Origin of the sequence: Pedobacter arcticus A12 (assembly GCF_000302595.1) — a bacterium.
In the GTDB taxonomy this organism is placed as follows: domain Bacteria; phylum Bacteroidota; class Bacteroidia; order Sphingobacteriales; family Sphingobacteriaceae; genus Pseudopedobacter; species Pseudopedobacter arcticus.
Genome location: NZ_JH947126.1, coordinates 473050 through 497646, shown reverse-complemented (window position 1 = coordinate 497646; position 24597 = coordinate 473050). Strand labels below are relative to the sequence as shown.

The 24597-nt window shown below is 37.1% G+C and carries 13 protein-coding genes; 10 read left to right on the top strand and 3 right to left on the bottom strand.

Going from position 1 to position 24597, the window contains the following annotated elements; all coding sequences use genetic code 11:
* The first annotated feature begins 244 nt into the window (after window positions 1-244).
* The 4 genes from hepC (B176_RS0109170) to B176_RS0109155 are packed head-to-tail and all read left to right on the top strand — an operon-like array spanning window position 245 to window position 9331.
* Window positions 245-2308: a heparin-sulfate lyase HepC gene (gene hepC, locus B176_RS0109170; protein ID WP_017258508.1), complete on the top strand. Its 2064-nt coding sequence runs from the start codon at window positions 245-247 to the stop codon at window positions 2306-2308.
* 11 nt (window positions 2309-2319) lie between these two features.
* Window positions 2320-4467 (top strand): surface glycan-binding family protein, encoded by a 2148-nt coding sequence (locus B176_RS0109165; RefSeq protein WP_017258507.1) that lies wholly within the window; start codon window positions 2320-2322, stop codon window positions 4465-4467.
* 11 nt (window positions 4468-4478) lie between these two features.
* Complete coding sequence (locus tag B176_RS0109160; RefSeq protein WP_026063243.1) at window positions 4479-7625, top strand: SusC/RagA family TonB-linked outer membrane protein; 3147 nt, start codon at window positions 4479-4481, stop codon at window positions 7623-7625.
* A gap of 17 nt (window positions 7626-7642) precedes the next feature.
* Window positions 7643-9331 (top strand): RagB/SusD family nutrient uptake outer membrane protein, encoded by a 1689-nt coding sequence (locus B176_RS0109155; RefSeq protein WP_026063242.1) that lies wholly within the window; start codon window positions 7643-7645, stop codon window positions 9329-9331.
* Window positions 9332-9742: 411 nt separating this feature from the next.
* On the opposite strand, the gene B176_RS0109150 is transcribed toward B176_RS0109155, so the two are convergent.
* From B176_RS0109150 to B176_RS0109140, 3 genes are read right to left on the bottom strand one after another with little or no spacing between them, the layout of a single operon-like run.
* Window positions 9743-10177, bottom strand: coding sequence for a hypothetical protein (locus B176_RS0109150; protein WP_017258504.1), 435 nt, complete (start codon window positions 10175-10177; stop codon window positions 9743-9745).
* Window positions 10177-10635 (bottom strand): helix-turn-helix transcriptional regulator, encoded by a 459-nt coding sequence (locus tag B176_RS0109145; RefSeq protein ID WP_017258503.1) that lies wholly within the window; start codon window positions 10633-10635, stop codon window positions 10177-10179. The genes B176_RS0109150 and B176_RS0109145 overlap by 1 nt, the downstream gene beginning before the upstream one ends.
* Complete coding sequence (locus B176_RS0109140; protein ID WP_017258502.1) at window positions 10628-11143, bottom strand: hypothetical protein; 516 nt, start codon at window positions 11141-11143, stop codon at window positions 10628-10630. Before B176_RS0109140 ends, B176_RS0109145 begins: the two co-directional genes overlap by 8 nt.
* A 428-nt stretch (window positions 11144-11571) precedes the next feature.
* On the opposite strand from B176_RS0109140, the gene B176_RS0109135 reads away from it, so the two are divergent.
* The 6 genes from B176_RS0109135 to B176_RS19320 all read left to right on the top strand — a co-directional run bounded on the left by B176_RS0109135 (window position 11572) and on the right by B176_RS19320 (window position 24504).
* Window positions 11572-12774: a glycoside hydrolase family 88 protein gene (locus tag B176_RS0109135; protein WP_017258501.1), complete on the top strand. Its 1203-nt coding sequence runs from the start codon at window positions 11572-11574 to the stop codon at window positions 12772-12774.
* 9 nt (window positions 12775-12783) lie between these two features.
* Window positions 12784-14754 (top strand): heparin-sulfate lyase HepC, encoded by a 1971-nt coding sequence (gene hepC / locus B176_RS0109130; RefSeq protein ID WP_017258500.1) that lies wholly within the window; start codon window positions 12784-12786, stop codon window positions 14752-14754.
* A 527-nt stretch (window positions 14755-15281) separates the two neighbouring features.
* Window positions 15282-16985: a T9SS type A sorting domain-containing protein gene (locus B176_RS20250; RefSeq protein WP_083852699.1), complete on the top strand. Its 1704-nt coding sequence runs from the start codon at window positions 15282-15284 to the stop codon at window positions 16983-16985.
* 78 nt (window positions 16986-17063) lie between these two features.
* Window positions 17064-18224, top strand: a complete 1161-nt coding sequence (locus tag B176_RS0109115) for a heparin lyase I family protein (RefSeq protein WP_017258497.1) — start codon at window positions 17064-17066, stop codon at window positions 18222-18224.
* Between the two features lie 373 nt (window positions 18225-18597).
* Window positions 18598-21087 carry a chondroitinase family polysaccharide lyase gene (locus B176_RS0109110; RefSeq protein WP_017258496.1) on the top strand — a complete coding sequence of 830 codons (2490 nt, stop codon included), beginning with the start codon at window positions 18598-18600 and terminating at the stop codon, window positions 21085-21087.
* A 180-nt stretch (window positions 21088-21267) separates the two neighbouring features.
* Entirely contained in the window at window positions 21268-24504 is a 3237-nt protein-coding gene (locus tag B176_RS19320) for a polysaccharide lyase family 8 super-sandwich domain-containing protein (RefSeq protein WP_161603020.1), read from the top strand.
* Window positions 24505-24597 lie beyond the last annotated feature (93 nt).

The window sequence follows — 24597 nt, the reverse complement described above, 5'->3', positions numbered from 1 at the left end:
GAATGAGAGTCAGCAGTGAAAACTAGATGTGTTTGCAATCCGTGAATAGAGCGTGTGAAAAACTTTGTTATTTAACATGAAAACAAAGATTAGCCAATATTGAAATCATATTAATCAGAAGTGAAATACATAAAAATAGATTTAAACGAGATTTGCTAAAACAAGGACACCAAAAGTAAAAGGATTTAGATCCGTTTAACCAAAACACCAAAAACAAACCATTTATGCCAATTAAACTGTGAGTATGAAGTATTTCATTTACGCCATTACACTTTTTACACTTCTTTCGTGTAAAAAAGATCCGATCAAGCAAGTCAACACTAACCCTGGAGGCACTGGAGCCATAAAACCTAACGGAGTGATAAACACTCAGATTTTTGAGGTAATTAATTTAAGCTATCCAGGTTTGGAAAAAGCTAAAGCATTACACGATGCAGACAAGCCTTACGAATCTGTTAAAGCTATTCTCGAGTATTATCGATCACGTACAACCGTTGTTAATCCAAGCTTGTCGTTAATTAACGTAAACTCATCAGAAGATGATAAGCTTAAGGCTGATTATGCACTAGATAACAATAGGTTTTTTGTAAATAACTATTACGAAGATGCTGTTAAGAAAATGCCTTACTCATTGGGAACAGGAACTATCAATTGGTTATTTAAGCCAGCCGGAGCTGATGATGAATATCAAAAGCAATTACACAGGCACCAATGGTTTGTTCCGCAAGCGAAAGTTTACCGCACCACTAAAGATGAAAAATATATTCAATCTTGGATTAGCGTATATAAAAACTGGTTAGAGAAAAACCCCATGCCAGAAACAGGTACCAATACCACAACATGGTGGCAATTACAGGTTGCTGAGCGTGTTATGGTACAAACTCAGTTGTTTGAGTACTATAAAAACTCCGTAAATTTTACGCCAGAGTGGTTTTCTGAATTTATGGTTCAGTTTGCCCAGCATTCAGATTTTTTGGTGAAGTATCCTTATCAGGATGGAAATATTTTAATATCTCAAGGCGGTTCACTTGCCTTTGCCGGAGTGTTGTTTCCCGAATTTAAAAATGCATCTGGCTGGATGAATACAGGTTTTCAAATATTGGGTACAGAAGTTAAAAAGCAGTTTTTAGACGATGGTATGCACTTTGAGCTTGATTTAAGCTACCATATTGCTGCCATAGCAGATTTTTACGAAGTACTTAAACTTGCGCAGGCCAACCCATTAATTGTTGGTAATGCAGGTGCCGACTTTAACCAATACCTACTTAAGGCCGCTCAAGTGGTAATGAATTTCACCTATCCAAATTACTTCACAAATACAGCTTCAAATAGCCAGTATGTTCCTGGTTTTAACGATACCCGCCAAAGCTCTTGGAGCAGATCGGTACTTAACAAAAACTTTGTAAGGTATCATGAAATGTTTCCAGATGATAAGGAGCTATTTTATATGTCTTCTTACGGAAAAAGCGGAACGGTTCCTTCTTCTGCGCCAAAAGCTTTTACAAAATCTGGCTATTACGTATTGCGTAACGGTTGGGATAGGTTATCAACCATGTTGGTTTTAAGCAATAATTACTCAAATGATGCTTTTGCGGTTTGGAGCCATAATCAACCGGATAACGGTACATTTGAACTTTATCATAAAGGGCGTAATTTCTTCCCGGATGCAGGTGTATTTGCCTATTCTGGTACAGATAATACAGACAGAGAATGGTATCGCCAAACAAGGGTGCATAATACCATGACGCTGAACAGCAAAAATATTACTACTGGAAAAGGTAAATCATTAGCTGTAGTTTCAAACGGACCAACAGAGGTAATTGCGGTTGAAAACCAAGGATACAGCAACTTAAAGCACCGCAGATATGTGTTTTTTGTAAACAAATCTTTCTTTGTGTTTGTAGATGAAGGAATAGGAAGCGCAACGGGAACTGTTAATCTTAACTTTAATCTATGCGAAGGCGATACTGAAGTTGTTTTAGCGGGAGATAAGAATGGCGCATACACAAATTTTTCTGATGGTAATAACGTGGTTGTTAGAACCTTCGCAGACGAAACTTTAACCACTGTTCCGTTTAACGGAAAATTATCTTACACGCCAGGTGTGGAGTTTAGCCGTAAAGCCTACGGCGTAAATATGGTGAAAACTGCCGGACAAACGGCTCGTTACATTACTGTGGTTTACCCAAGTATCCAAGCGAGTGCAGTACAGTTGAATGCGGTATTTAAGCAAGCTTTTAGTGAGAACGGCGTAAGCTTAGAAGTTACCGTTGATGGCACAAAATATAATCTAAATTGTAATCTATAAAATCATATCATATGTTGAAGTTGATAAATACAAAACCAAACGTAAAGCGATACATTTCGTGGGCTTTTGCACTGCTCTTTATTGTGGCAGCTTGTAAAAAAGAAGAAGTTATTGATAATGGACCTTTTACAATCTACTATAACGGTATGACGGATATTGGACCATCCATGAGCGGGATTATTTCTTCTCCTTCTTACAACGGCGGTAATCCTAGCGCTTTCGAAATTACAGGCATTACATTAGATGGCGTTGCTTATACAGGAACTAGCTTTGAGGTTAATCCCGATAACGGATCCATCAGTATTAAAGACACCAAGGATTTGTCTATTGGTTTATATAAACTAACAATCAGTTGCATGTCTGGCGGAAAAATGTACCAGTTTAAAGATGCGGTTGAAGTTAACATGATGAGACCTGTACCGGAAGGTATTACCGTAGAACCAAACAAGCTTACTGTTAACTATGCAGATGTGATTGATGCAGCTAGTACTGTAGAACTGCCTACTGCGCAGGTAACTACGAATGGCGATCACGTTTCTATCAGAAAATACGAGATAGCTAAAACCGACTATTCTAAATACTTTGCCGTTTCTTCTACAGGTTTAATCTCTATTGTAAGGGGCGACGCAACGTTATTACCAGGCAAATATGTGCTTTCGCTGAAGTTAACAACGGGAGCATCAGCAGGAGATGAAGGAATTTTTCAGAACGCAATAGAAATCAACGTGATTTCTAAACCCTTGGCATTAACTTATGCGCCAGCTACTGGGAAAATTGAAGAGGAGAGTGTACAAAGCGGAAAAACCTCTTATACCAGTACTGTGCCAGCGCTTAAAGGTTCTTTAGATAATGTGGCATATGCAATTACAAATGTAACACCTACTACAGACAAAATTAAGATTGATGCAAAAACGGGTGTTATAACGGTTGCAGAAAACCACAGCTTTACAGCTGGGCAACAATATAAGGTTAACGTAAATGTAAAAAATGAGTACGATCAAGCTGGCGTAGTTTTTACAAATGCATTTACTTTAGATGTGGTTGAGTTTATTGAGCCAATACAGCAATTCACTTACGCAAATAAAAATGCTATTCAAGCAGTAGCGTTTGACTTAAGCCCTGCGGCAGGTTTTAAAGGAGACGAAGTTCGTTTTGAGTTTGTAGACTTACCAGCTGCTTTACAAGGGAAAATTACTTTAAATGCGCAGGGAAAAATTAGTGCGGTTAAAGGCAACAGCATTGCTTTAGGTACTTATACGGTTAAAGTAAAAGCAACAAATCCTAAAAATGAATCAACAGCTAGTTTTGCCTTAACAATAGCCGAAAATCCTAATTATTTTACTTACGTAAGATATGGTAATAACCTTGGTTTAGCCCCAGCACAAAATTATGCCAATCAGTTTAGGGTAGCTTCTGGCGCTGCACTTTCAACAGTACAGCCATCACCAACAACAGATGCAAAGGTAAGTGTGACTTACGAAATCAGAAACGTTCACCAAGGATCTGGAACAACCATAGATGCTGCCACCGGAGAAATAATTCCAAAAGGTATCAGTGCTGCACAAATTGGTGTTTTTATGGTTACGGCTACGGCAGGTAAAGGCACACCAGAAGAGTTTTCAGTACAAACACCAATATTTATCCATAACTCACAACCTGTAAAATCAGCTACCAGTACCGAAATGGTTACTGTAGAATACTCTCCTTTTGTTTATCAGGCAAACCCTACCAAAGGCGGACGTTCAACAGTTCCTGTAATCGCCGGCGTTACTGATAAATCTAAGTTTACGTTAGATTACAGACGTACATTCAATTACTATAACTTCTTCGGACCACATTTAGACGGGCAACCATCTGTAGCAAATTCATTCCTACGTGGACTGTGGGATAACTATGCAGCCGGTCGGGGTATTAGTCCAAATTATGGGTCAAGAGATCCACTTTCTTATTACGGAAATGTTAATAGCGTTACACAGGCTATGGCTTATGTAGATGCAGCCACGTTTGAAGTTGTAGTTAACCCAAATAAATGGATTGTGGATGGAGAACCAGCAAACGGAGTAATGAGTGGGCAGATCACTTTTGGAACAGATGGAAAGGATCCGCAAAGTGGAGGACAATTGTTTCCGATTATTTTATGGTTTGATTCGAAATTTTAAAGAGAACAAAAATGTATAATATGATAAAGAAAGCGAATATGTGTAAGGGAGTACTGATGGCTATTGTAGCTGTGATGTTTTCGATAAGTACCTACGCACAACAGGTTACATTAAAAGGGAAGGTGTTTGGGGAGGGCTCAACTCCATTGGCAGGTGCAACAATCACCATTATAGGAAAACCAGCCAACGCCATAACCGATGAAAAAGGTGCTTTTCAATTGCGTGTGCAAAAAGGAGAAACCTTAATGGTTACTTACGTTGGTTACGTAGAAACTGCACTTCGTGTGAGTGATCAAAATGATTTGGTAATAAGACTAGTCCCAGAAAACGCAGCTTTGCAAGAAGTGGTGGTTGTTGGTTATAGTACAGTAAAACGTGGCGATCTTACCGGAGCGGTTGCAAGTATTAAAGGTAAAGATGTTGAAGGTTTTAAGGCAGGTTCTGTTTTAGCTGCTTTGGGCGGACAAGTAGCCGGCGTACAAATTACCCAGTATGATGGTGAACCAGGTTCTGGTTTTAATGTCAACATTCGCGGTGTAGGTACCTTGACTGGTGATGCCTCTCCACTTTATATTGTAGACGGATTTGAGGTGGCTAATTTAAGTTTCTTATCTAATTCTGATATTGAATCTATCGAAGTGCTAAAAGACGCATCGTCTGCTGCTATTTACGGAGCAAGAGCAGCAAATGGAGTAGTATTGGTAACCACAAAATCTGGAAAAATAGGTAGCCCAAAATTGACTTATAGTGTTGCAAGTACCAATCGCCAGATTGATAAAACATTGGAGCTTTTGAGTCCTTATGAGTTTGTTAAGCTTCAGGCAGATGTAAACCCAGCATATGCTAATACCTATTATAGATTAGGAGATGATGTTGATGGTACACCTTTCAAATACCAATCTGCAGAAGATTATATTGGGGTTAAAGGTATAAACTGGCAAGATGAAACCTTCAGACCAACTTGGTCAACAGATCATAATATTTCTGTAAACGGAGGGATAGAAACCACCAAGTACAATTTCTCTTTCAATAAATATAAAGAGAACGGTATTTTCAACAACAGTGGTTTTGATAAAACCGCTGCGAAAATCAGAATAAACCAAAAATTAACTAAAAGCGTAACTGTAGATGCAACCATAAATTATGCAAACACAGATAGGTCTGGAGCTGGAACAACAGCAGACGGCGGTAGGTTTAATATGCTTGCGCAAATTTTTAGTGCGAGACCAACAGGTGGATTAAAAGTAGATGATGATTTGCTTTTATCATCGGCTATTGACCCCGAAATTTTGGAAGATGGAGCTAGTTTAGCTCAGGTAAACCCAATTTTACAAACTCAATCTGTTGTAAATAACAGAAATGCAGAATTATGGTCAACCAACTTAGCTGTTAATTGGGACATTATGAAAGGTTTAACCTTCCGTTCTGCGGGAACTTATAACACCAATAATACCCGTAACGATGTTTTTTACAAAGATGGTTCAAAAGAAGCGTACCGTAACGGACAAAAACCTTATGGACAAACGCAAATGGGTAAAAGTGTAAGGTGGATCAACTACAACAACTTAACATATAAAAAGAAGATTGATAAAAAGAACAGCTACGATGTAATGGTTGGTCAAGAAATGTCTTTTAATAGCTCCGAGTACCTGTTAGGACAAGCGATGGATTTTCCGTTTGATAATTTGGGAAACAACAACCTAGGCGTTGGTGCAACTCCTAGCCGTGTTGAATCAGATTATTCAGATAAACAATTACTGTCATTTTTTACCAGAGCTAATTATAACTACGATAATAAGTATTTACTAACAGCAACGTTAAGAGCAGATGGTTCAACCGTTTTTGCCAACAAAAACAAATGGGGCTATTTCCCATCTTTTGCGGCAGCATGGCGAGTGTCTCAAGAAGATTTTATCAAAAATATTGATGCTATTTCTGATCTTAAGGTTCGTTTAGGTTGGGGAGTTGTAGGTAACGATAGAATCTCAAACTTTCTTTCATTAGATCTTTACGAAACCAGTAAATACGGTATTGGTGGTTCAACTGCTACTGTATTAACGCCTAAACAACTTAAAAACGATAACCTAAAATGGGAAGGTTCATCAACCATTAACCTAGGGATTGATTGGGGATTCTTAAAAAACAGAATCACCTTAACAACAGATTTATTTGTTAAGGATACAAAAGATCTATTGCTAGCACAATCTCTTGCACAGGTAACAGGTTTTTCTTCTCAATACCAGAATATCGGAAAAATAAGAAACAAAGGTTTGGAGCTAAGTATAACAGGAAAGCCAATTCTTCAGAAAAACTTTTCTTGGGAAACCAATTTCAACATTTCCTTTATTAAAAATGAGCTAGTTGCTTTACAGTCAGGTACCAATGCAATGTACACACGTTCTGGTTTCGATAGTAACTTTACCGAGAATGATTATGCAGCAATCGTTGGTCAGTCTTTAGGTATTATTTACGGTTATGAGTTTGACGGTATTTATCAGTCAAATGATTTTAACACAACCCCAGACGGAACTTTAGTGCTAAAAAGCGGCGTCACCAATAACAAGCGCTTAACAGGTTTAGCTCCAGGAATGGTGAAATATAAAGACCAAGATGGAGATGGTATCATTACAACCAACGACCGTACAGACATAGGTAACGCAATACCTAAATGGTTTGGTGGTTTTAACAATACGTTTAACTACAAGAAGTTTGATATGGGTGTGTTGGTTCAGTTTAATTACGGAAACGATATCTACAACGCAACTCGTTTATACGCAACACAGTCTCGCTCTGGTCGTAGAAATATGCTTGCAGAAGTTGCAGACAGATGGACACCTACAAATGCGTCTAACAAAGTACCATCAACCAACGGATATACTACAAACGATGTGTATTCTCGTTTTGTTGAAGACGGCTCTTTTTTAAGGTTAAAGAGTATTTCATTGGGTTATAACTTACCAACTCAGTTTATCAAAAAGGCAGCAATGTCAAAAGCTAGATTATACGTGTCGGCACAAAACCTAGTTACTTTCTCTGGTTACAGTGGTTACGACCCTGAAGTGAGTACAGCGGGCAATAACCCAATGACACCAGGCTTGGATTGGGGTGCATACCCTAGAAGTAAGGTGTTCACATTCGGATTAGAGGTTCAATTTTAATTAAAAAAGAAAAAGAAATGAAAAGAGTAATTTTTATTCTAACATCACTTGTGCTTATGATAAGTACCTCGTGTAAAGATATCTTGCTTGAGGAGTCAAAAACAGACATCGACAAAAGTAAGTATATGTTGAATGCGGCAGAAGCCAAAAACGTACTGTTGGGTGTTTACCGAAACATGGTAAGCGATGATTTATATGGCTATCACTTATCTATCCTACTTACTTTAGGAACCGATATCGCACAGGTAGAAGGAAGTACAAATGAGAACTTCCGTATCATCCCAACCAATTCATTTACTGCTAACCAAGCAGAAGTACAGCGCACTTGGGGAACTTTGTATAATTCTATTTATAATGCCAATGATTTTATCGAAAGTCTGGAGCAAAAAATGGTAAATTATACAGAAACAGATAAGCAACTGGCACAAATTTATTTGGGCGAAGCCAGAGGTTTACGTGGGCTTTACTATTTTGAATTGGTACGTAGATACGGTCACATTGCTTTAATTACTAATACGGCAATGTCTAACCAGGCACCATCAACTTTTGTGCAAGAAGATCCGGCAAAAGTTTATGAGTTTATAGAGCAAGATTTACAGTTTGCTATTGAAAACCTTCCTTACGCCACAGATGATACTTTTAGAGGAAATAATAGTTTCCGTTTTTCTAAAGGTTCTGCATTAGGTTTGTTAGCTAAGGTTTACGCAACATGGGCTGGTAATCCGGTTAAAGATGTGTCTAAATGGGAAATGGCCGCTAAAACTGCTCAAATATTAATTCAATCAAATAAACATGGCTTGCTACCTAATTATGAGCAGTTGTGGAAGAATTCTGGCGCAGGTGTTTGGAACCCAACAGAGAGTTTAATTGAAGTTTCTTTCTTTTCTCCAACCGCCAGCTTAGGATCTGATCCGATAGGGCGTATTGGTAAATGGAACGGTGTAAAAGCTACAACCATTGCTGGCGAACGTGGAAGTAATGCCGGTAACGTAAAGGTAGTTCATACTTTTGTGCTCGACTGGCGTAACTCTCCGCTAGATTTAAGGAGAGATATTTCTATAGCTAACTATCAATATAATCCATCAAAAACTTTATATGCCCAGAGTGCTTCTGATACAGATCTTATTGGCCAAGCTAACGATGCTGATCCAACAAAAAAGCAAAAGGAAAAGCAGAATTATACCCCAGCTAAGTGGGACACAGAAAAATACGTTCCGCAAAGCAACAAGTTAATCAATAATGATAAATCTAATGTAAATTGGTATGTGTTGCGTTATGCCGACGTATTACTGATATACGCAGAAGCAATGAACGAGTGGAAAAAAGCACCGAATGATGATGCTTATGCAGCTGTTAATATGGTACGCAGACGTGGTTACGGTTTGCCAACAGGTAGCGGTAGTTCTGTTGCAGATTTAACCGCTGGCTTAGATTACCTAGCCTTCCAAACTGCAGTTCGTAAAGAAAGAGCTTATGAATTAGCCTTTGAAGGAAGCAGAAGAATGGATTTAATACGTTGGGGTATTTATTTCGAAACTGTAAAAAGTACTAGTCAGCAACTTGGTATATGGTGGCTTTCTGCTGGTGCGCCAAACTATGCAGTAGCCACTCCAGGTTATACTACTAAAACCAAACACGATTTATTTCCTATCCCACAAAGAGATATGGACTTAATGCCAAAGTTTGATCAGAACTTCGGTTGGTAGGTAACACCAAATAAGATTATCAGCATGATTGGATTATAGCAATCATTTTTGTCCAAGCAGGGTCTCTCGCGGGAGGACCCTGCGTAATCAAGCTTAACACAATTTATTTTAATCCCCAATTCGAAAGAATTGGGGATTTTATTTTTAGGAATTTTGACAAGCTATATAAATTGTATAAGGAGGGTTCTTCGGTTTTTAAAATCGAATGATAACTGGTGTAATTTCTATTCCTTTCTGACTAGCAAATTTTCAATTTATTCATCGATAAGCTATTGTGGCGGTAGTTTTAGAGGTTTGGACGATAGCGAATACGATAAATCGTTAATCTATTTATGAGTTTGCCGGTAACATTTGATTTTTTGTTCAATAGACGACGCCTAGTGAATAATAGCTCTTCTAGCCGGTTCGCCTTTAATCGAAGAATGCATCTTCTGTTATAATTTCATCAATCTTTAAAGAAGGGATGATAAACTTATTGAACCGAGTGTTTTCTGTTTTTGCAAACAAAACCCCTCTTGTTGTGCCAACAGTGATGATTAAAAGGTGTGATAAAAAATCTTTTGGGATTTGTAAACCTTGCTTTTGTGCATGTTTGAATTGTTCCCAGGAATGATTAGGGATTTCGAAATGGCAACTCACTTCTATTTTTATAAATATCTTTTTTGCTTGTGAAAATGTGAAATCTGCAAATACGCCAACTTGCATAGTTTCTTGATCTAACCTAAAAGATACAGATGTAGCTAAAGATGTTTCGTTTTTTGGATTATAGTTGTCCTCCAAAATAGCAAACTGTTCAGTTTTAATCTGTTGGAGTTTAAAATCAATTTTTTTTACTTCCTTTTTCATTACATCTCTTCTAACCAATCGTCGCCTTTATTTATCCTTTTTGGTAAGGTTATTATCTTCCCTTGCTCGGTATAACTTTGATGAATTGCAGAAACAGCTGGTTTATAGGATTCATCTTTTTGAAAACTTAAAATCTCTTCAGTATGTTTAGATGATTTTTTTTCATAATAACTCGCAAGAATAGGAATGTCTAATAAAACTTGTAGTTTAATTTGTGTTTCAATGGTGATATTCTCTTTCCCTTTTACAACCTTATTGATGTATTGTGGACTAACATTCATTTTTAAGGCTAAGTCTTTTTGGCTCCAACCCAATACGTCTAGTTTCAAAATCACCTTTAAAGCAATGCCTTGAGCTTCCTTAAGCATGCTTCTGTTTTTGATTCTGTTTTTGTTTTGTTCTAGCGTATCCGTTTTTACGGGGGATACTAGTTGTATGAATTTTTCTTTATTAGTCATTTTCTTCAGTTAATAATTCAAAGAATGATCCTGAGTCATATACATCATTTGCTTTCAAATATTGTTGAGCAAAATTTAGTTTAATTAGTTCATTTTTGGTTTCTTCATGGTCATCCATTTTTTGACTCATTTTAATGGCACCTCCTGTAATTACAAAACAATGTTCATCTATTTTAACAGCATAAATACGTAGTTTGTTTTTTGGAATTTTACCCTTTTGAAGAGATAGGATTTTAAAACCAATCTCATGATTGTGAAGTGGCATGAAATAGCTTTCAAGACGTTGTGTTTTTTGTTCAATTTGATATAAAATATCCTGTAATTCATCTGCTTCTTCTAAGCGTTCTAGAACAAATTCTTTTATAGAATGAATATGGTTTTTGATGGCAAAATTTTTCAAATAATCTACATCTGTCCAAAGTTCCATTAATCTGTCATACTCATTTATAGTGCCATTTCCGTAACAGAATGAAAATAAATAGTCTTCAAATATAGAAACGATTTTCATATTATCAACCTATAAGTTTATTTTAGTTTAAAAAAATTAAGAAATATAGATTGATAAGTCATTGATAACAAATGTGATGTTTGATCTTTAGGACATATTTAATCAATTGTCGGTTTTAAAACAAATTATTTACTCAGTTTTTACTGTTTGTTCTGTACGTTAAATTTATATGAGCTATTTGAAGTTGCTTTTTGTAGTGTTCAGAAAGTAATCTAAATGAAGTAAATAAAATACAGATTTCTTTTCAGTAATCTTCTAGCCGTAAGCAGACTCACACAAGACGAAAAGCTCGAAATCTTGGTTTTATTCAGTTTATTCTATCCACAAAGCCCACATTCAACAAAACCTAAACTAATTTAGATAATACTTAAATTCAAATTATCCTTCCTGTGCTACCTTCATCATTAAATTATAAACGATATATTAACATGAAGAGAATCGCAAGTCTACTTATCGGTTGTGCGCTTATCACAATTGGTAGCAGTAGTAATCTACAAGCTCAGGAAAACTTAAATTGGTTAAAAAATGCTAAAACGACTATTGTCCAACAGTTGAAGAAAGCTGGAGATACTTATACGCCTGGGTTAAACCCAAGATCTGTTTACCCGACAGGAAAGGTAAGATTAACACATAACAATGATTGGACAACCGGTTTTTTTCCGGGAAGCTTATGGTACGGGTATGAAATGTCCGGAGATAACAAACTTAAAGCCGATGCCAGAAAATTCACTTTAGCTTTAGATTCTGTACAATATGTTAAAGATAATCATGATGTTGGTTTTATGCTTTATTGTTCTTATGGCAACGGCTACAGATTAACGAATGATAAAATTTATCTACCACCTTTAAAGAACGGTGCGCAAAACTTGGCTAACAGATTTAATCCAACAGTTGGTGCAATAAGATCTTGGGATTTTGGAAAATGGCAATATCCAGTGATTATTGACAATATGATGAACTTGGAGTTTTTATTTTGGTCGGCTGATAAATTTAAGAAGCCAGAGTTTGCAAAAGTGGCCGAACAGCATGCCATTACCACGATGAAGAATCATTTCAGAGAAGATATCAGCTCATATCACGTGATAGATTACGATACGCTTTCTGGAAGAGCAATTTCCAAAGGAACTTATCAAGGTTTAACCGATGAATCAGCATGGTCTAGAGGACAAGCATGGGGTTTATATGGCTATGTAATGTCATACAAAGAGACTAAGAATAAAATATTTTTAGATTTTGCCGTACAAATTGCGTCTTTTATTATGAACCATCCAAACACAGATGTTGATAAAATACCGTATTGGGATTACGATGTACACAATAACGGAGAAAGAGCTTTTAAAGATGCTTCTGCCGGGGCAGTAATCGCTTCTGCATTGTTAGACTTAAGCAAGGAAGTAAAAGACGGTCAGAAGTATTTTGATTATGCAGAGTTTATGTTGAAATCCTTATCGTCTCCAGAGTATTTAGCAGCACCAAATACGAATCATTCTTTCATTTTGAAACATAGCGTAGGAGCTTTGTTGTATAACTCTGAAGTTAATACTCCTATAAACTATGCAGATTATTACTATTTGGAAGCGTTACTAAGATATGCATCGTTAAAGAATATTGATTTAAAAACCATCAACTAAAATAAATCCATGAAACTCAAAATAATTTCTAGTTTACTTTTCCTGTTGCTGCCATTTTTATCCAGCGCAGTTGCAAAAAGCGACCTTACCAAAGAAAGCTTTGATGCCATTAATTTGGAATCACCAGGTTTAGGGAAAGTTAAAAGTTTGGTAGTCAGCAAAAAGTACGATGCGGCTGCAAAAGCTTTGTTGAAGTATTACCAGCAACGTAGCGACATTAAACACCCAGACTATAATAAGGAAGACAGAGCTAGTTACGCTGGCAAAAAACTACCTGCTGGTGTACAAGAAAAAGCAGATAAAGCTTTAGATCACAAGTTTTTTGTACATAAAGGTTATGGCTTTATTGATTATGGCAAAGATATCAACTGGCAATACTGGCCAATTAAAGATAACGAAATCCGCTGGCAGTTACACCGTACTTATTGGTGGGAACCTCTGGGTTTGGCTTATTGGTCATCAGGTGATGAGAAATATGCAGCAGAATGGGTTTTCGAATACTTAGATTGGATCAAAAAAAATCCGCTGGGTTTATCTAAAGAAAACGACAGGTTTGCTTGGCGCCCCTTAGAAGTTGCAACCCGCATACAGGATCAAACAGGTATGTTTAATATGTTCATTAGCTCTCCGCATTTTACTGCCGATTTTTTGATGGCCTTTTTAAACAACTATCAAAAACATGCTAATTATATTTTGAACAACTATTCCGAAAAAGGTAACCATTTGCTTTTTGAGGCACAAAGAATGATTTATGCCGGTGCATTTTTTCCAGAATTAAAGGGTGCAGCAACATGGAGAAAAAGTGGGATCGAAATTTTAAATGAAGAAATCAAAAAGCAGATTTACCCTGATGGGCTTCAGATTGAATTATCGCCAAACTATCATGTAGCTGGAATCAATATCTTTTTGAAAGCTTACAGAATGGCTCAGCTAGCTAATATGGCTGATGAATTTCCAGCATCGTACAAAAAAACAATAGAAGAAATGATTGTAGCAACTGGAAATTTTTCTTTTCCAGATTATACTTTTCCTATGTTTTCTGATGCGAAGTTAGAGACCAAAAGTAGTATGATTAAAAATTACAAAGAATGGGCAAAGGTTTTTCCAGATAATAAACTAATTGAATATTATGCAACCGACGGGAAAAAAGGACAAGCACCAAATTTTCTTTCTAAAGCATTAAAAGATGGCGGTTTCTACACTTTCAGAAACAGCTGGAAAGATACGGCAACAGTAATGGTTTTAAAAGCTAGTCCGCCTGCGTTTTGGCATAGCCAGCCAGATAACGGCACTTTCGACCTTTGGGTTAAGGGGCGTAATTTTATGCCAGATGCTGGTGCTTACGTTTACGGTGGCGATGCCGAGATTATGAAGTTGAGAAACTGGTACCGTCAAACTAAAGTTCATAAAACTTTGACGCTTGATAACCAGGATATGGATACCTGCGATGCCAAGTTGATGATTTGGAAAACCACGCCAAAGGCAGATATCTTGGTTTACAGCAACCCGAGTTATAAAAATCTAAATCACGTAAGAACGGTTTTGTTTTTAGAGAATAAATATTTCGTAATTTTTGACCAGGCCAATGGCGATGCTACCGGAAACGTTGGTGTTCACTTTCAATTGGTAGAAGGCGATGCAATTTATAACAAAGCAAAAAATAGTGTTCAAACTAACTTTAAAGATGGTAACAACCTTTTAGTAAGGAACTTCGATGTAAATACAGCGAAGTTTACCGAAGAAGAAGGTAAAGTTTCTTATGGTTATAGAGAAGAGCTTAAACGCCCAGCTTTTGTTTTCGAAAAACAAAAAACGGATGCTAAAGCAGTAAACTTTACTACGGTATTATATCCTTTTAACGGTAAAAATGCACCAGAGATTAATTTAATCGAAGGTAAAACTAACAACCCACAGAAGGGTATTATTGATATGATCATTACCATTGATGGTAAGCAACATACTATAAAACAGAATTTTTAATTATTCGTTTTTTTAAACTTAGAATCGCCTGTGTTATTTTTTAGCACAGGCTTTTTTTGTGTCAAAGGTTTAGCTATAAGTCATTTAACCAAAGGTGAGTTTTGGGTCTATCGACATTATCCAGCCCAAGCACTACCCTTAATTGAGCTCCTTTTCGCCCTTGGCGGTTGCGGAAACGATGAAGAAATTAAAGCACTTCCATTGTAGCAACCGGCGCAGGCGAGAGTTTTTTGTTTACTTTTTTGCGGAAAAAAAGTAAATGCCTTTGCTCGGCATGAGAGCAGGCAAGACTGTGCGGGAAGGCTAAAATTACCATTTAGGATAGTTTTATACAAAAGAAAAGACCCATAACTCACGCCATTTGTAATAAATCCTTAACTAAAAAAAATGAAAGTCTCGTTTGTTTTGCTCATAAACAATCATTCAACAAAAACGAAATAGAATTAACTAAAATCAAAACTCGCTGTAGTCTATCTCTGCTACATTAGTTCTATCAAATAATAACCAATTTATTAAAATCAAAAATTATGAAAAGAACATTTCTACTCTTATTAAGTATTGCTGTGTCACAAGTTTCTATGGCACAATTTACCGCCGACAATTTGGTGGTGGTTAAGGCGACTTCTCCATACCCAGGAACTCCAACTAATTATAAAAATGTTGGTTCGGTATCTTTAGTTGAACTGAATACGAGTGCACCTAACCAAACAGGAACAGAAACCGCAATTCCTAATTTTTTGGTAGGGCAGTCGGCTAGCACATTGAGCACTGGCTACCTCAAATTATCATCAGATCGAAACTATTTAACGATGTATGGTTATAATTTAGGGTCCTTACCTGCTGATGCGGCGAACGGAAATCTACAACCTTCTACCAACTCTCGAACACTTGTTGTTGTTGATGTTGCCAAGACGGTTAGTAGCATCAATATTCCCAATATCCCGGCACCTACACCAGAAGATCCAAACGCAGTACTTGTACCACATTCTGGAACTCATCCTCGTTCAGCCATAGCGTTTTATAAAAGCGCAAATACATATGGTGTGTATTTTGCTGGTGGGAGTGGCGTAGCAAATGGGGGTATTCTGTATACAGAGCTGAACACTGTTTCTAAAACTTTGGCAGCTCCAACTCAAATCGCTGATTTAAATACAGGTAGTATTTCAATTTTTAACGGAGAGTTAAACAGTTCTACAGGCGCTACTAACAATCCTCAAACAAACATGTTTAATCAAATAGGATCGGGGTTACCAACTTCAGCAGCTACAGCCGTTGATCTTACAGCTAAGATAGCTGTTAGTCCAGTAATTCAACTTCCAGGTGATTTTGTGTTTTTTGGAAACAATCTACTTTATATTGCTGATGAAACTGCAACAACTGGAGGAATATATAAGTTTTACTCTGCTGATAACGGTGTAACTTGGACAGCTAAAGGAAAAGTTGATTCCGGGATATCTGGTGATTTGTTTTTTAGAGGTATGACAGGAAGATTAGAGGATGGAAAACCTACATTATATGCTGTAACAAGCAAGTCGAAAGGGAATAATGTTGTTAAAATAATTGACAAAACCGCCGCAAACTCAACCATTTCTAATACAATTACAGATGCAACAGTATCAGTTCTAGCCACCGCAACAAGTTCTACCAGTTTCCGTGGTATTTCTTTTACACCGGGTTCTACCATCACTTTACCTATCGCTTTAGATAACTTTACAGCTAAAAATGTAAACGGCGCAGTAGAACTAAACTGGTCAACAGCATCAGAGCAAAACAATAGAGGTTTTGAAGTTCAACACTCAACAGACGGGCAAACTTTTACAACCATTGGCGAAGTAAAAGGTAACAACAATTCAAGCGCAAAAAACACGTACAGCTTTACAGATAAAGGCGCTGTTGCAGGAACCAATTATTATCAATTGAAACAAGTAGATAATAACGGTGATTTTAAAATATACGGACCAAAAGCAGTTTCTATATCTTTTAGCACTAACGATCTAAGCGTTTATGCAAATTCATCGTCTGTAAACGTTAACCTAAACAGTGCTTTAAATTTAAACAACGTAAGTATAACAGTGGTTAACGCTAATGGCCAAAAAGTAGCTAGTAGCAACGTACAGCTTGTTAAAGGAGCAAATGCAATTACAATACCTGCAATGCTTACTAAAGGTGTTTATGTACTAAACATCCAAGGCGATGGTTTAAACGATGTTAAAAAGTTTATCGTTAAATAATAAAAAATAGAAGCAATCGGTTTAATATTAAGCCGATTGCTTTTAAATATATATTGAGTTTAATTCATTAAATATCCCATGGAAATAATAAAGATCTCACTGCTTTCTGCCTTTTATGTTTCGTTAGCGCTGGTTAGCCACGCTCAGAATAAGAAATTAACACCATTACAGGCTAGGGTAGATGTGCAAGGTGACTCAGCTAAAAAAAGTCAGATTATCGGTGGCGAATGGGTAGGCGTGGGTATTAAAAAGCCTGAAGCTATCCAACTTGATTACACAAATTCGTTTAAAGGAAAACCTTCCTATAAGTTTTATTTAGGCGCAGATGATAATACTTTAGCAGGATACAGCGAGGGAGAAACAAAAGGTAGAGCAGAACTTTCTTATGCTTACGCTACCCATGCTGATTTTCAAAAATATCCCACAAAATATTTTGATGATGCACAAAAAATGAAAACCGTTTACCACCATGGTAAAGGGATTATCCCACAAGGCTCGTCAAGTACTTTTACGTTTTCGTTTTACTTACCATCATCTTTCCCTAAAGATGGAAAAACCATTTTTGCGCAGTGGCATGGTATGCCAGATCGCACCTTAACATCATCACCAACTGGTGAGGTGAGAAAGCTGAGTACCGACGAATTCTTGGCGCTTTATGATAAAATGGTTTTCAAAAAAGATCAAGGTTATGATATCATCAGTAAAACTGAACAAAAAGGAAAAACCGTAATTAAAGTCGACAAAAAGCCGAACGGTTGGTTTGTGGAACAAGGTGGTTATCCGCCTTTAGCTTTCGGATTTTCTGATGGTTATTTTTATATCAAAGCCAATTCTGATCGTAAATATCTAACTGATAAAAGCGACCGCACCAATGCGAGCCTTAAACGAGGTGGAAACATGGCAGTAGAAAAATCTGATTTTAAAGAATCTACGATTGCCTATAAAATGCCATTCGAAGATTTCCCGAAAGATACTTGGATAACTTTTAACATAGCTATTGATTGGACCCAGTACGGAGGCGAGAAAGAAACCATTGTTAAGCCTGGGAAATTAGATATTAACATGTCTTATTTAAAAGATAAAAAACAGCTAAACAACCATATCGTAAATAACGAGAAAATTATGATTGGGAGAAATGATGAAGACGGTTATTACTTTAAATTCGGGATTTACCGAGTTGGCGGTAGTACGGTACCCGTTGAGTACAACTTATCTAACTACTCGCAAAAGATAAAATAATTTTATTGCTTTAACAGCTAAGCTTAGGTTTATTAATTATAAACTTAAGCTTTTTTTTTGCCTAATTCCGGAACTCGTATCTAAGTTAAATAGTAGAATCCTCTTCAAATTGTATTAACAAGCTTTCACTGGTTTTGAACTATTTTTTAATTCAAATTACTCAAAACCGAAAGCATTTTACCGAATATCAAAACGCTTTAAACGCTTATAAGCCTATTTTCGATAAATCAATTATTAACCAATATTGTACAATTACCTTCTTAAGCCTATTCAAAAGCTTAGTCTAAAAATTTTTGGCGTTTTACACCTAAAGTTTTAAGCTATTTGAGTGCTAATGGATTGATGAGGATTTACAAACAACACTGACCAATAAATGAAAAAAACGATAATTCTGCTCCTAATTGCAACGCTAAACTTTTCGGTAGCTAAAGCTGATGATATTGATGACATTTCTAATAAGTACATGTCGTGGATTTTAGGCTCCGCTCAAATTGACTATTCAAATTCTTTAATTAAAGAAAGGTATAAGGCAATATTAGGCTACGTAGATAAAGCTAACAAAACCTATAATCGTTTCAATTTCGATTCAACTGATGCTTACGTACTAACCGCCAAAAACGGTCAGGAGGAGGTGAGAGATATATTTCGAAATATTTTATTCCCGCTCTCTTTGGGATATCAATTACCAGGAGGTCCTGCAAGCCCCAATCCTGATTATAAAAACCCCAACACTTTAAAGAAAATTATTTCCGTATTTCAATACCTCCATAAGAAAGGATGGAAAAAAGGATTAGATATGGGTTACGGCAAGTTAGATTCCTACAAAGAAACCGGCGTTATAGGTTTTGGTGGATCTATGGGGAACAATGTTTTGCCTTATGGTCTTTCTGTATATTTAATGAAAACCGAACTATCAGCAAAAGGTATGTTTGCTACTGAAATTGAGATGTTAGACTGGATTTCAAATTCTGCTGGCACAGCATCAGATTTCCCTTTACTTTGGGAAGAAACAGGTTATAACAGCGATGGTGTTAGAGCGATGTTCAACACCAGACTTTGTTACATACTGAGCTTACCAAAAGACAGTCCATCGAGGAAAACGGAAATGCTTTTTTTGCAAAAACTTTTCAATAAAGCTTTACAAATTTCAAATGGTTGGGCCGATTTTATCAAGTCCGACTATTTAGGTTATCACCATAAAGGTGCTTATCTGTCCGCTTATGCTCCCGGGGCTTTGCACACGGCATCGCTAATGACTTATCTTTTAAAAGGCTCGAGCTATGAAGTTGGAGAAAAAGCGATAGAAAATCTTTCAAAAGCAATCTTAACCACGCGTATTTATTCCAATAAGTACGATGCACCAAGGGCTTCGAACGGAAGGTTTCCAACAAACTTGGGAGACTTGCTTTACAATATGCCTTATTTCTTATATGTAGCTAATAACGATAATCCTTTACAGCAGGAATTGAAGTCGGCATTTATGAGACTCTGGAATCCGAAGGAAAATGATTTTAAATCTTTTTTAGACGATGTTACTGGTGGCATTATGTATCATGGTTCATTAGGTGCTCTTGAATTAGCCATTAATACCACTCATCAAAATATCGCTAGCGAAAAGGCGCCAAACGGTTATTGGTATTTCCCTAACGGAGGACTGACTATTTACCGTCAACATGAGTGGCTGGTATCATGGAAAGGAGTTAGCAAGTACATTTGGGATTATGAATCTGGTCCGGGGCAGAATGTTTACGGACGGTACGCTAGCGCCGGGGTGTTAAGTATTTTGGCAAGCGGAAATCCAATATCTACCGTAGCAAGCGGTTATGGTATTGACGGTTGGAACTGGACAAGGTTGCCAGGAGCTACCACTTTTGATTTGCCCAGCGAAAAAGTAAAGACTCGTAAAACCCGAAGTTTTATCCCCGAAAGTTACTTGGGAGGAGCTAACCTAAACGGCAGTTTTGGTGTAAGCGGAATGAACTACATGGATCCTTTTAGTAGTTTAAAGGCAAACAAAAGCGTTTTCTTTTTTGATGATCATTTGGTTGCTATAGGTAGTGATATTACCGCGATAAATGACGAGCATTTGGTGCAAACTACTTTAGCGCAGTTGTCTATCACTAAAGAAAATAGTATTTCTTATTTTAACGATAAAAAGATAACAAGTTTAAATACCAAAATCAAAAATGATGGTGGCAAAGTTGCAACCTATGTTGATGTTATGGGACATGCCTATTACATTAAAACATCAGACGAAATCTTAGTTGAAAGAACAACGCAAACAGAGCCACAACAATCCGGTAAAAAAACCGCCTCGGGTGATTTTGAGACCGCTCGAATCATTCATGGTACCAACCCAAAAAGTAGTTCGTACCAATACGTAATCAATGTAAACGGAGGGATACAAGGAGCAAAAGCGCTTAAAAGTAATTTTAGTAAGCTCTTTAAAGTTGTGCAACAGGATAGTGTTGCCCATATCGTAAGCTACCTACCAAAAAACATTACCGGGTACGCAATTAGAAAAGAAAATACCTCATTAGCCGATGGACTGGTTCTTAGTGCCACCAAACCTTGCTTTGCCATGGTTGGCCAAGAAAAAGGAAATCAAATGAAACTGTCAGTTTCAAATCCTGAGTTGGGGAGAACAACAGAATTTAAACCATATAACGATATCGTTTCAAGAGAATTATGGCATGCAAAAAGTACCGTTCAACCAGTCCGACTTACTTTAAAAGGAAGCTGGAGTATAGCGCCAGGTTCAACGCCATCTGATGCGAAGATTATTTCAAAAGGTGCAACCACTGTTATTGAGTTTAATTGTTTCGATGGAAAAACAATCCAAGTTGACTTAGTTAAAAAATAAAATAAGCCTAACTAGATAGGTTCAATATTCCATATGGGCGTTCCAATTGATATTGAGAAAGGTTCAAACGGACAAGATGACGAAGCGTCTTGGACGCAGCATTTAAATAAGCCAAGGTGACGAATGGAGAAGAAAGGGAGAAGCCGATGCAGTGATGGAAACCCAAAATCTAAATTTTACATGAAAAAACTATTACCATTTTTTTTAGGGCTGTTTTTAACTTCCCAAACCTTTGCGCAAGAAGTTCTTTTGGCTAACTATTTCGATATTAAAACGAATCAAGTAGCAGGTACGTCCGTTACGGGGAAAGTCAACCTAAAAAGTAATAAGGATGTGGAGAAAACCCCCATTCCAGCTTCTTACAGGTTTTCGATTGAAAATAACGCAGATATTTTTGAGATAGCAACTGAGTTTGACGATAAGGGAAGAATTTTCGGTGTTTTAAAAGTAGCTACGGGTAAAAATTCGGGAGGTGCTAAAGACTATAATTTAAATATTCTGTTAAAGGATGGAGCCACCCTAAAAGCCACAAAAAGCATTGTAATTCATGTAGCAGAAACAACGCTTTGGACACAGTTAAAAGATTACTATACGCCGATTACCATTTCAGAATCCAGAATGTATGGACGCACAAAATTTTCTGATAGTCAGTTAGTTTCTTATTTAACACAATTAGAGAATAACAATGGAAAGTTTTCTGGGTTTTCATTTTACACCAAGCATCCATCAACGTTTGCTAGTGGCGTGTTGGAAGCAGAATATCAAAGTGTTTCAGAATTGATAGGAGGCTTGGGCTACGCCTACGCAAAATCGACAACTTATGGCATTCCTAGCGGAAACGCAACAAACATGGCTCGTTTAAAGCGGGCTATTTATAAATCGGTTATGGCGTATATGAATAATGTGCCAATTTATGGGAATGATTTATTGATTGGGGGCAAACCCATTGGAACAGAGCTGGGCGATGGAATTAGTAAAATGAGCGAGCGTGGATTCGTCAGTCATAATTTTTTAACGCACCAGTGGCGAGCAACTGACGCTTTAAGTGCCCCTTTAGTTTATATCTGGCCAGAACTGTTAAAAGATATCGAGTTTAACGATGCAGAAGCCAAACAGGTTTATAGCTCGGTTATTCGCTTTTATCAACTGTTTTTTTCTGAAGTTCCTAGCATGAGAGTGATGAATGACGACGCTGGAGTTTGGGGAAATATATCCAATCTAAATTATTCTGAGGGTGCATGGTCTGATGGTAACCTAAGTCACCGCATGCGCACATTGATGACGCTACCGATTTTATGGGCAGACTATAACAGACCAATTACTTATGTGCCTTACTGGTATGATGACTATTATAACAACACACCATTAAAAGGAAAAACGTTTGCTCATAATTGGTCACCAAACGGCGTGTTGGCTGATGTAAAGCATTGGTGCGGAAGGTTGTCAACACCAACCCAAGCATTTGATCAATCTGGTTTTCATCCTGATGGAACAGTGACTCACCATAAAGGTTATAATGCTTCAGACGTGGCCATGGTTGCCTACGGTTTTGAATGGCTGATTACAAATAATGATGCCTCTAAGTACTTTAAAAACACGCCTTTGGAAATGGACGACAAAGGTTTGCAGTTCGTTTCCGATCGTATAAATTACTCGTACAGAAGACTTATCTACAAAAACTCGCTAGACTTTTTAGTAACGGGACGTAGTTTTTTTGCAGATTTATCAGCTTTTGGATCTAAGGATATTAAAAATACGATTGATGATTTGATGATCGCTAAGAAGTCTTCTACAGTAATTGCTAACCAAACAGAATTGTTAAGCTTAAGGGCTAATTTAGTCAACGGAACACATACGCATACCGAAACTACTTCTTTTTGGGATGCTGATTATTTGATGCACAGAAAAGAAGAGGGGAATGAAAATTACTATTTTTCGGTAAAAAACAAATCGGTAAGAACCGCAGGATCGGAAGATTTTGACAAGATCAGAAAATCATGGCATGCGGGAAGTGGTGTTTTCTTATTGCGGGTTACAGGCAATGAATACAACCAAAAAGTATTGCAGAATTTTGATTGGCATGTATTGCCTGGCGTAACCGAAGAGTGGCGTACCGATGCAATGCCAACCGGTGCTGCTTCGGATTCGAAACCTGGAGGGAATATTTTTTCGGGTATCCTTTCTGATGGAACTTACGGAATATCGGGTTATCACCACAAACCAATCGACACTTATACCGGTGCAGAAGCTTTAAAATCATATTTTTTAATTGGTAAATACGGCACTGCTGTTGGCACCGATGTAAAACGAAAAGCAAGTTCGTCTGGAAAAGAGATTGTAACAACAATTGACCAGTCGGAGCAATTAGAAACAATTACCTATAATATCAACGGCACAAGCAAAACAGTTACAAAAGGATCTAGTGTGAATTTGGTTGAACCTTTAACAGGCCCAACTTGGATTCATCATAACGATAAAGGCTATCTGGTATTTCCAAAAACGGGTCAAAATTTATTGATCAAAACCGGGAGCAACATTAACATTACAGCAACAGATTTGGGATTAACGCAAAGCACAAATTATATTTTAGCCTTAGACCACGGTGTAAACCCAACAACCCAAAAAAATGGCTACAAATATGTAATGGTTGCAAATGTAACCTTGCAGGAAATGCCTGATGTTTTAGCTTCTTACATTGCTAACACCCAAATTTATAGTGCCGATGGAAATTATCATGCGGTTACAGATGGTGTTGAACAGCTTAAACAAGTGACTTTTTTTCAAGCTAACCGTGTCAATTTCGACGATGGAAAATGGATAGAAGTTGACAAACCAGCTTTAGTGATGACAAAAGAGTTTGAAAGTGATTTAAGACTAACAGTTCTTAACCCATTACATAGTTTGAGCACCTCAGAAATAACGGTAAAAATACCGCAGGTACTTAAAGCAGGGACGTACAACTACAGTCTACCAGGCGTTTCTAGAATTGCGGGCGAATCTGCCCGTGTTACAACCAATGGAACCACAGAATCTACCATTGTAGTTTCCTTGCCGAGCACTGGCGACGGTATTTTATATAATTACCAAGAACAGGTTTATGCAGGTGCTCCAATAGTAATAACACTTCAAAAAGGTATTCCGCTTTCTATAGACCTCCCAATAAGCGTAAAAAACACTAAAGTAAAGATTTACCCAATTCCTGTTAAAGACAATAGTGTGGTGGAGGCAACAGATGGTAGCTCTATACGTAAAGTTGAAATTTACAACATGTTGGGTCAGCTCCTTACAAGCCAAAGCTATACCGGTAAATTATCAAAAGTAAAGCTACCACTTGAAAAGTATTTAATAGATAAGCAGGAAAACTTGGTGGTTAAAGTAACAACATCCAAAGAAATAACATTTATTAAGTTGATGTAAGTGGCGAAAAATTAAAATAGAATTGAATTATCTCAACCCAAAGTCACAATTAGCTTTATTCTTGCTTATGTAACAAAGTTCTGCTATCATCGG

Coding starts and splice junctions, on each gene's coding strand:
- B176_RS0109115 (WP_017258497.1), top strand. CDS start 17,064: ATGGAAATAATAAAGATCTCACTGCTTTCTGCCTTTTATGTTTCGTTA.
- B176_RS19320 (WP_161603020.1), top strand. CDS start 21,268: ATGAAAAAACTATTACCATTTTTTTTAGGGCTGTTTTTAACTTCCCAA.
- B176_RS0109155 (WP_026063242.1), top strand. CDS start 7,643: ATGAAAAGAGTAATTTTTATTCTAACATCACTTGTGCTTATGATAAGT.
- hepC (WP_017258500.1), top strand. CDS start 12,784: ATGAAACTCAAAATAATTTCTAGTTTACTTTTCCTGTTGCTGCCATTT.
- B176_RS0109140 (WP_017258502.1), bottom strand. CDS start 11,143: ATGAAAATCGTTTCTATATTTGAAGACTATTTATTTTCATTCTGTTAC.
- B176_RS0109165 (WP_017258507.1), top strand. CDS start 2,320: ATGTTGAAGTTGATAAATACAAAACCAAACGTAAAGCGATACATTTCG.
- B176_RS0109135 (WP_017258501.1), top strand. CDS start 11,572: ATGAAGAGAATCGCAAGTCTACTTATCGGTTGTGCGCTTATCACAATT.
- B176_RS0109145 (WP_017258503.1), bottom strand. CDS start 10,635: ATGACTAATAAAGAAAAATTCATACAACTAGTATCCCCCGTAAAAACG.
- hepC (WP_017258508.1), top strand. CDS start 245: ATGAAGTATTTCATTTACGCCATTACACTTTTTACACTTCTTTCGTGT.
- B176_RS0109150 (WP_017258504.1), bottom strand. CDS start 10,177: ATGAAAAAGGAAGTAAAAAAAATTGATTTTAAACTCCAACAGATTAAA.
- B176_RS0109110 (WP_017258496.1), top strand. CDS start 18,598: ATGAAAAAAACGATAATTCTGCTCCTAATTGCAACGCTAAACTTTTCG.
- B176_RS0109160 (WP_026063243.1), top strand. CDS start 4,479: ATGTATAATATGATAAAGAAAGCGAATATGTGTAAGGGAGTACTGATG.
- B176_RS20250 (WP_083852699.1), top strand. CDS start 15,282: ATGAAAAGAACATTTCTACTCTTATTAAGTATTGCTGTGTCACAAGTT.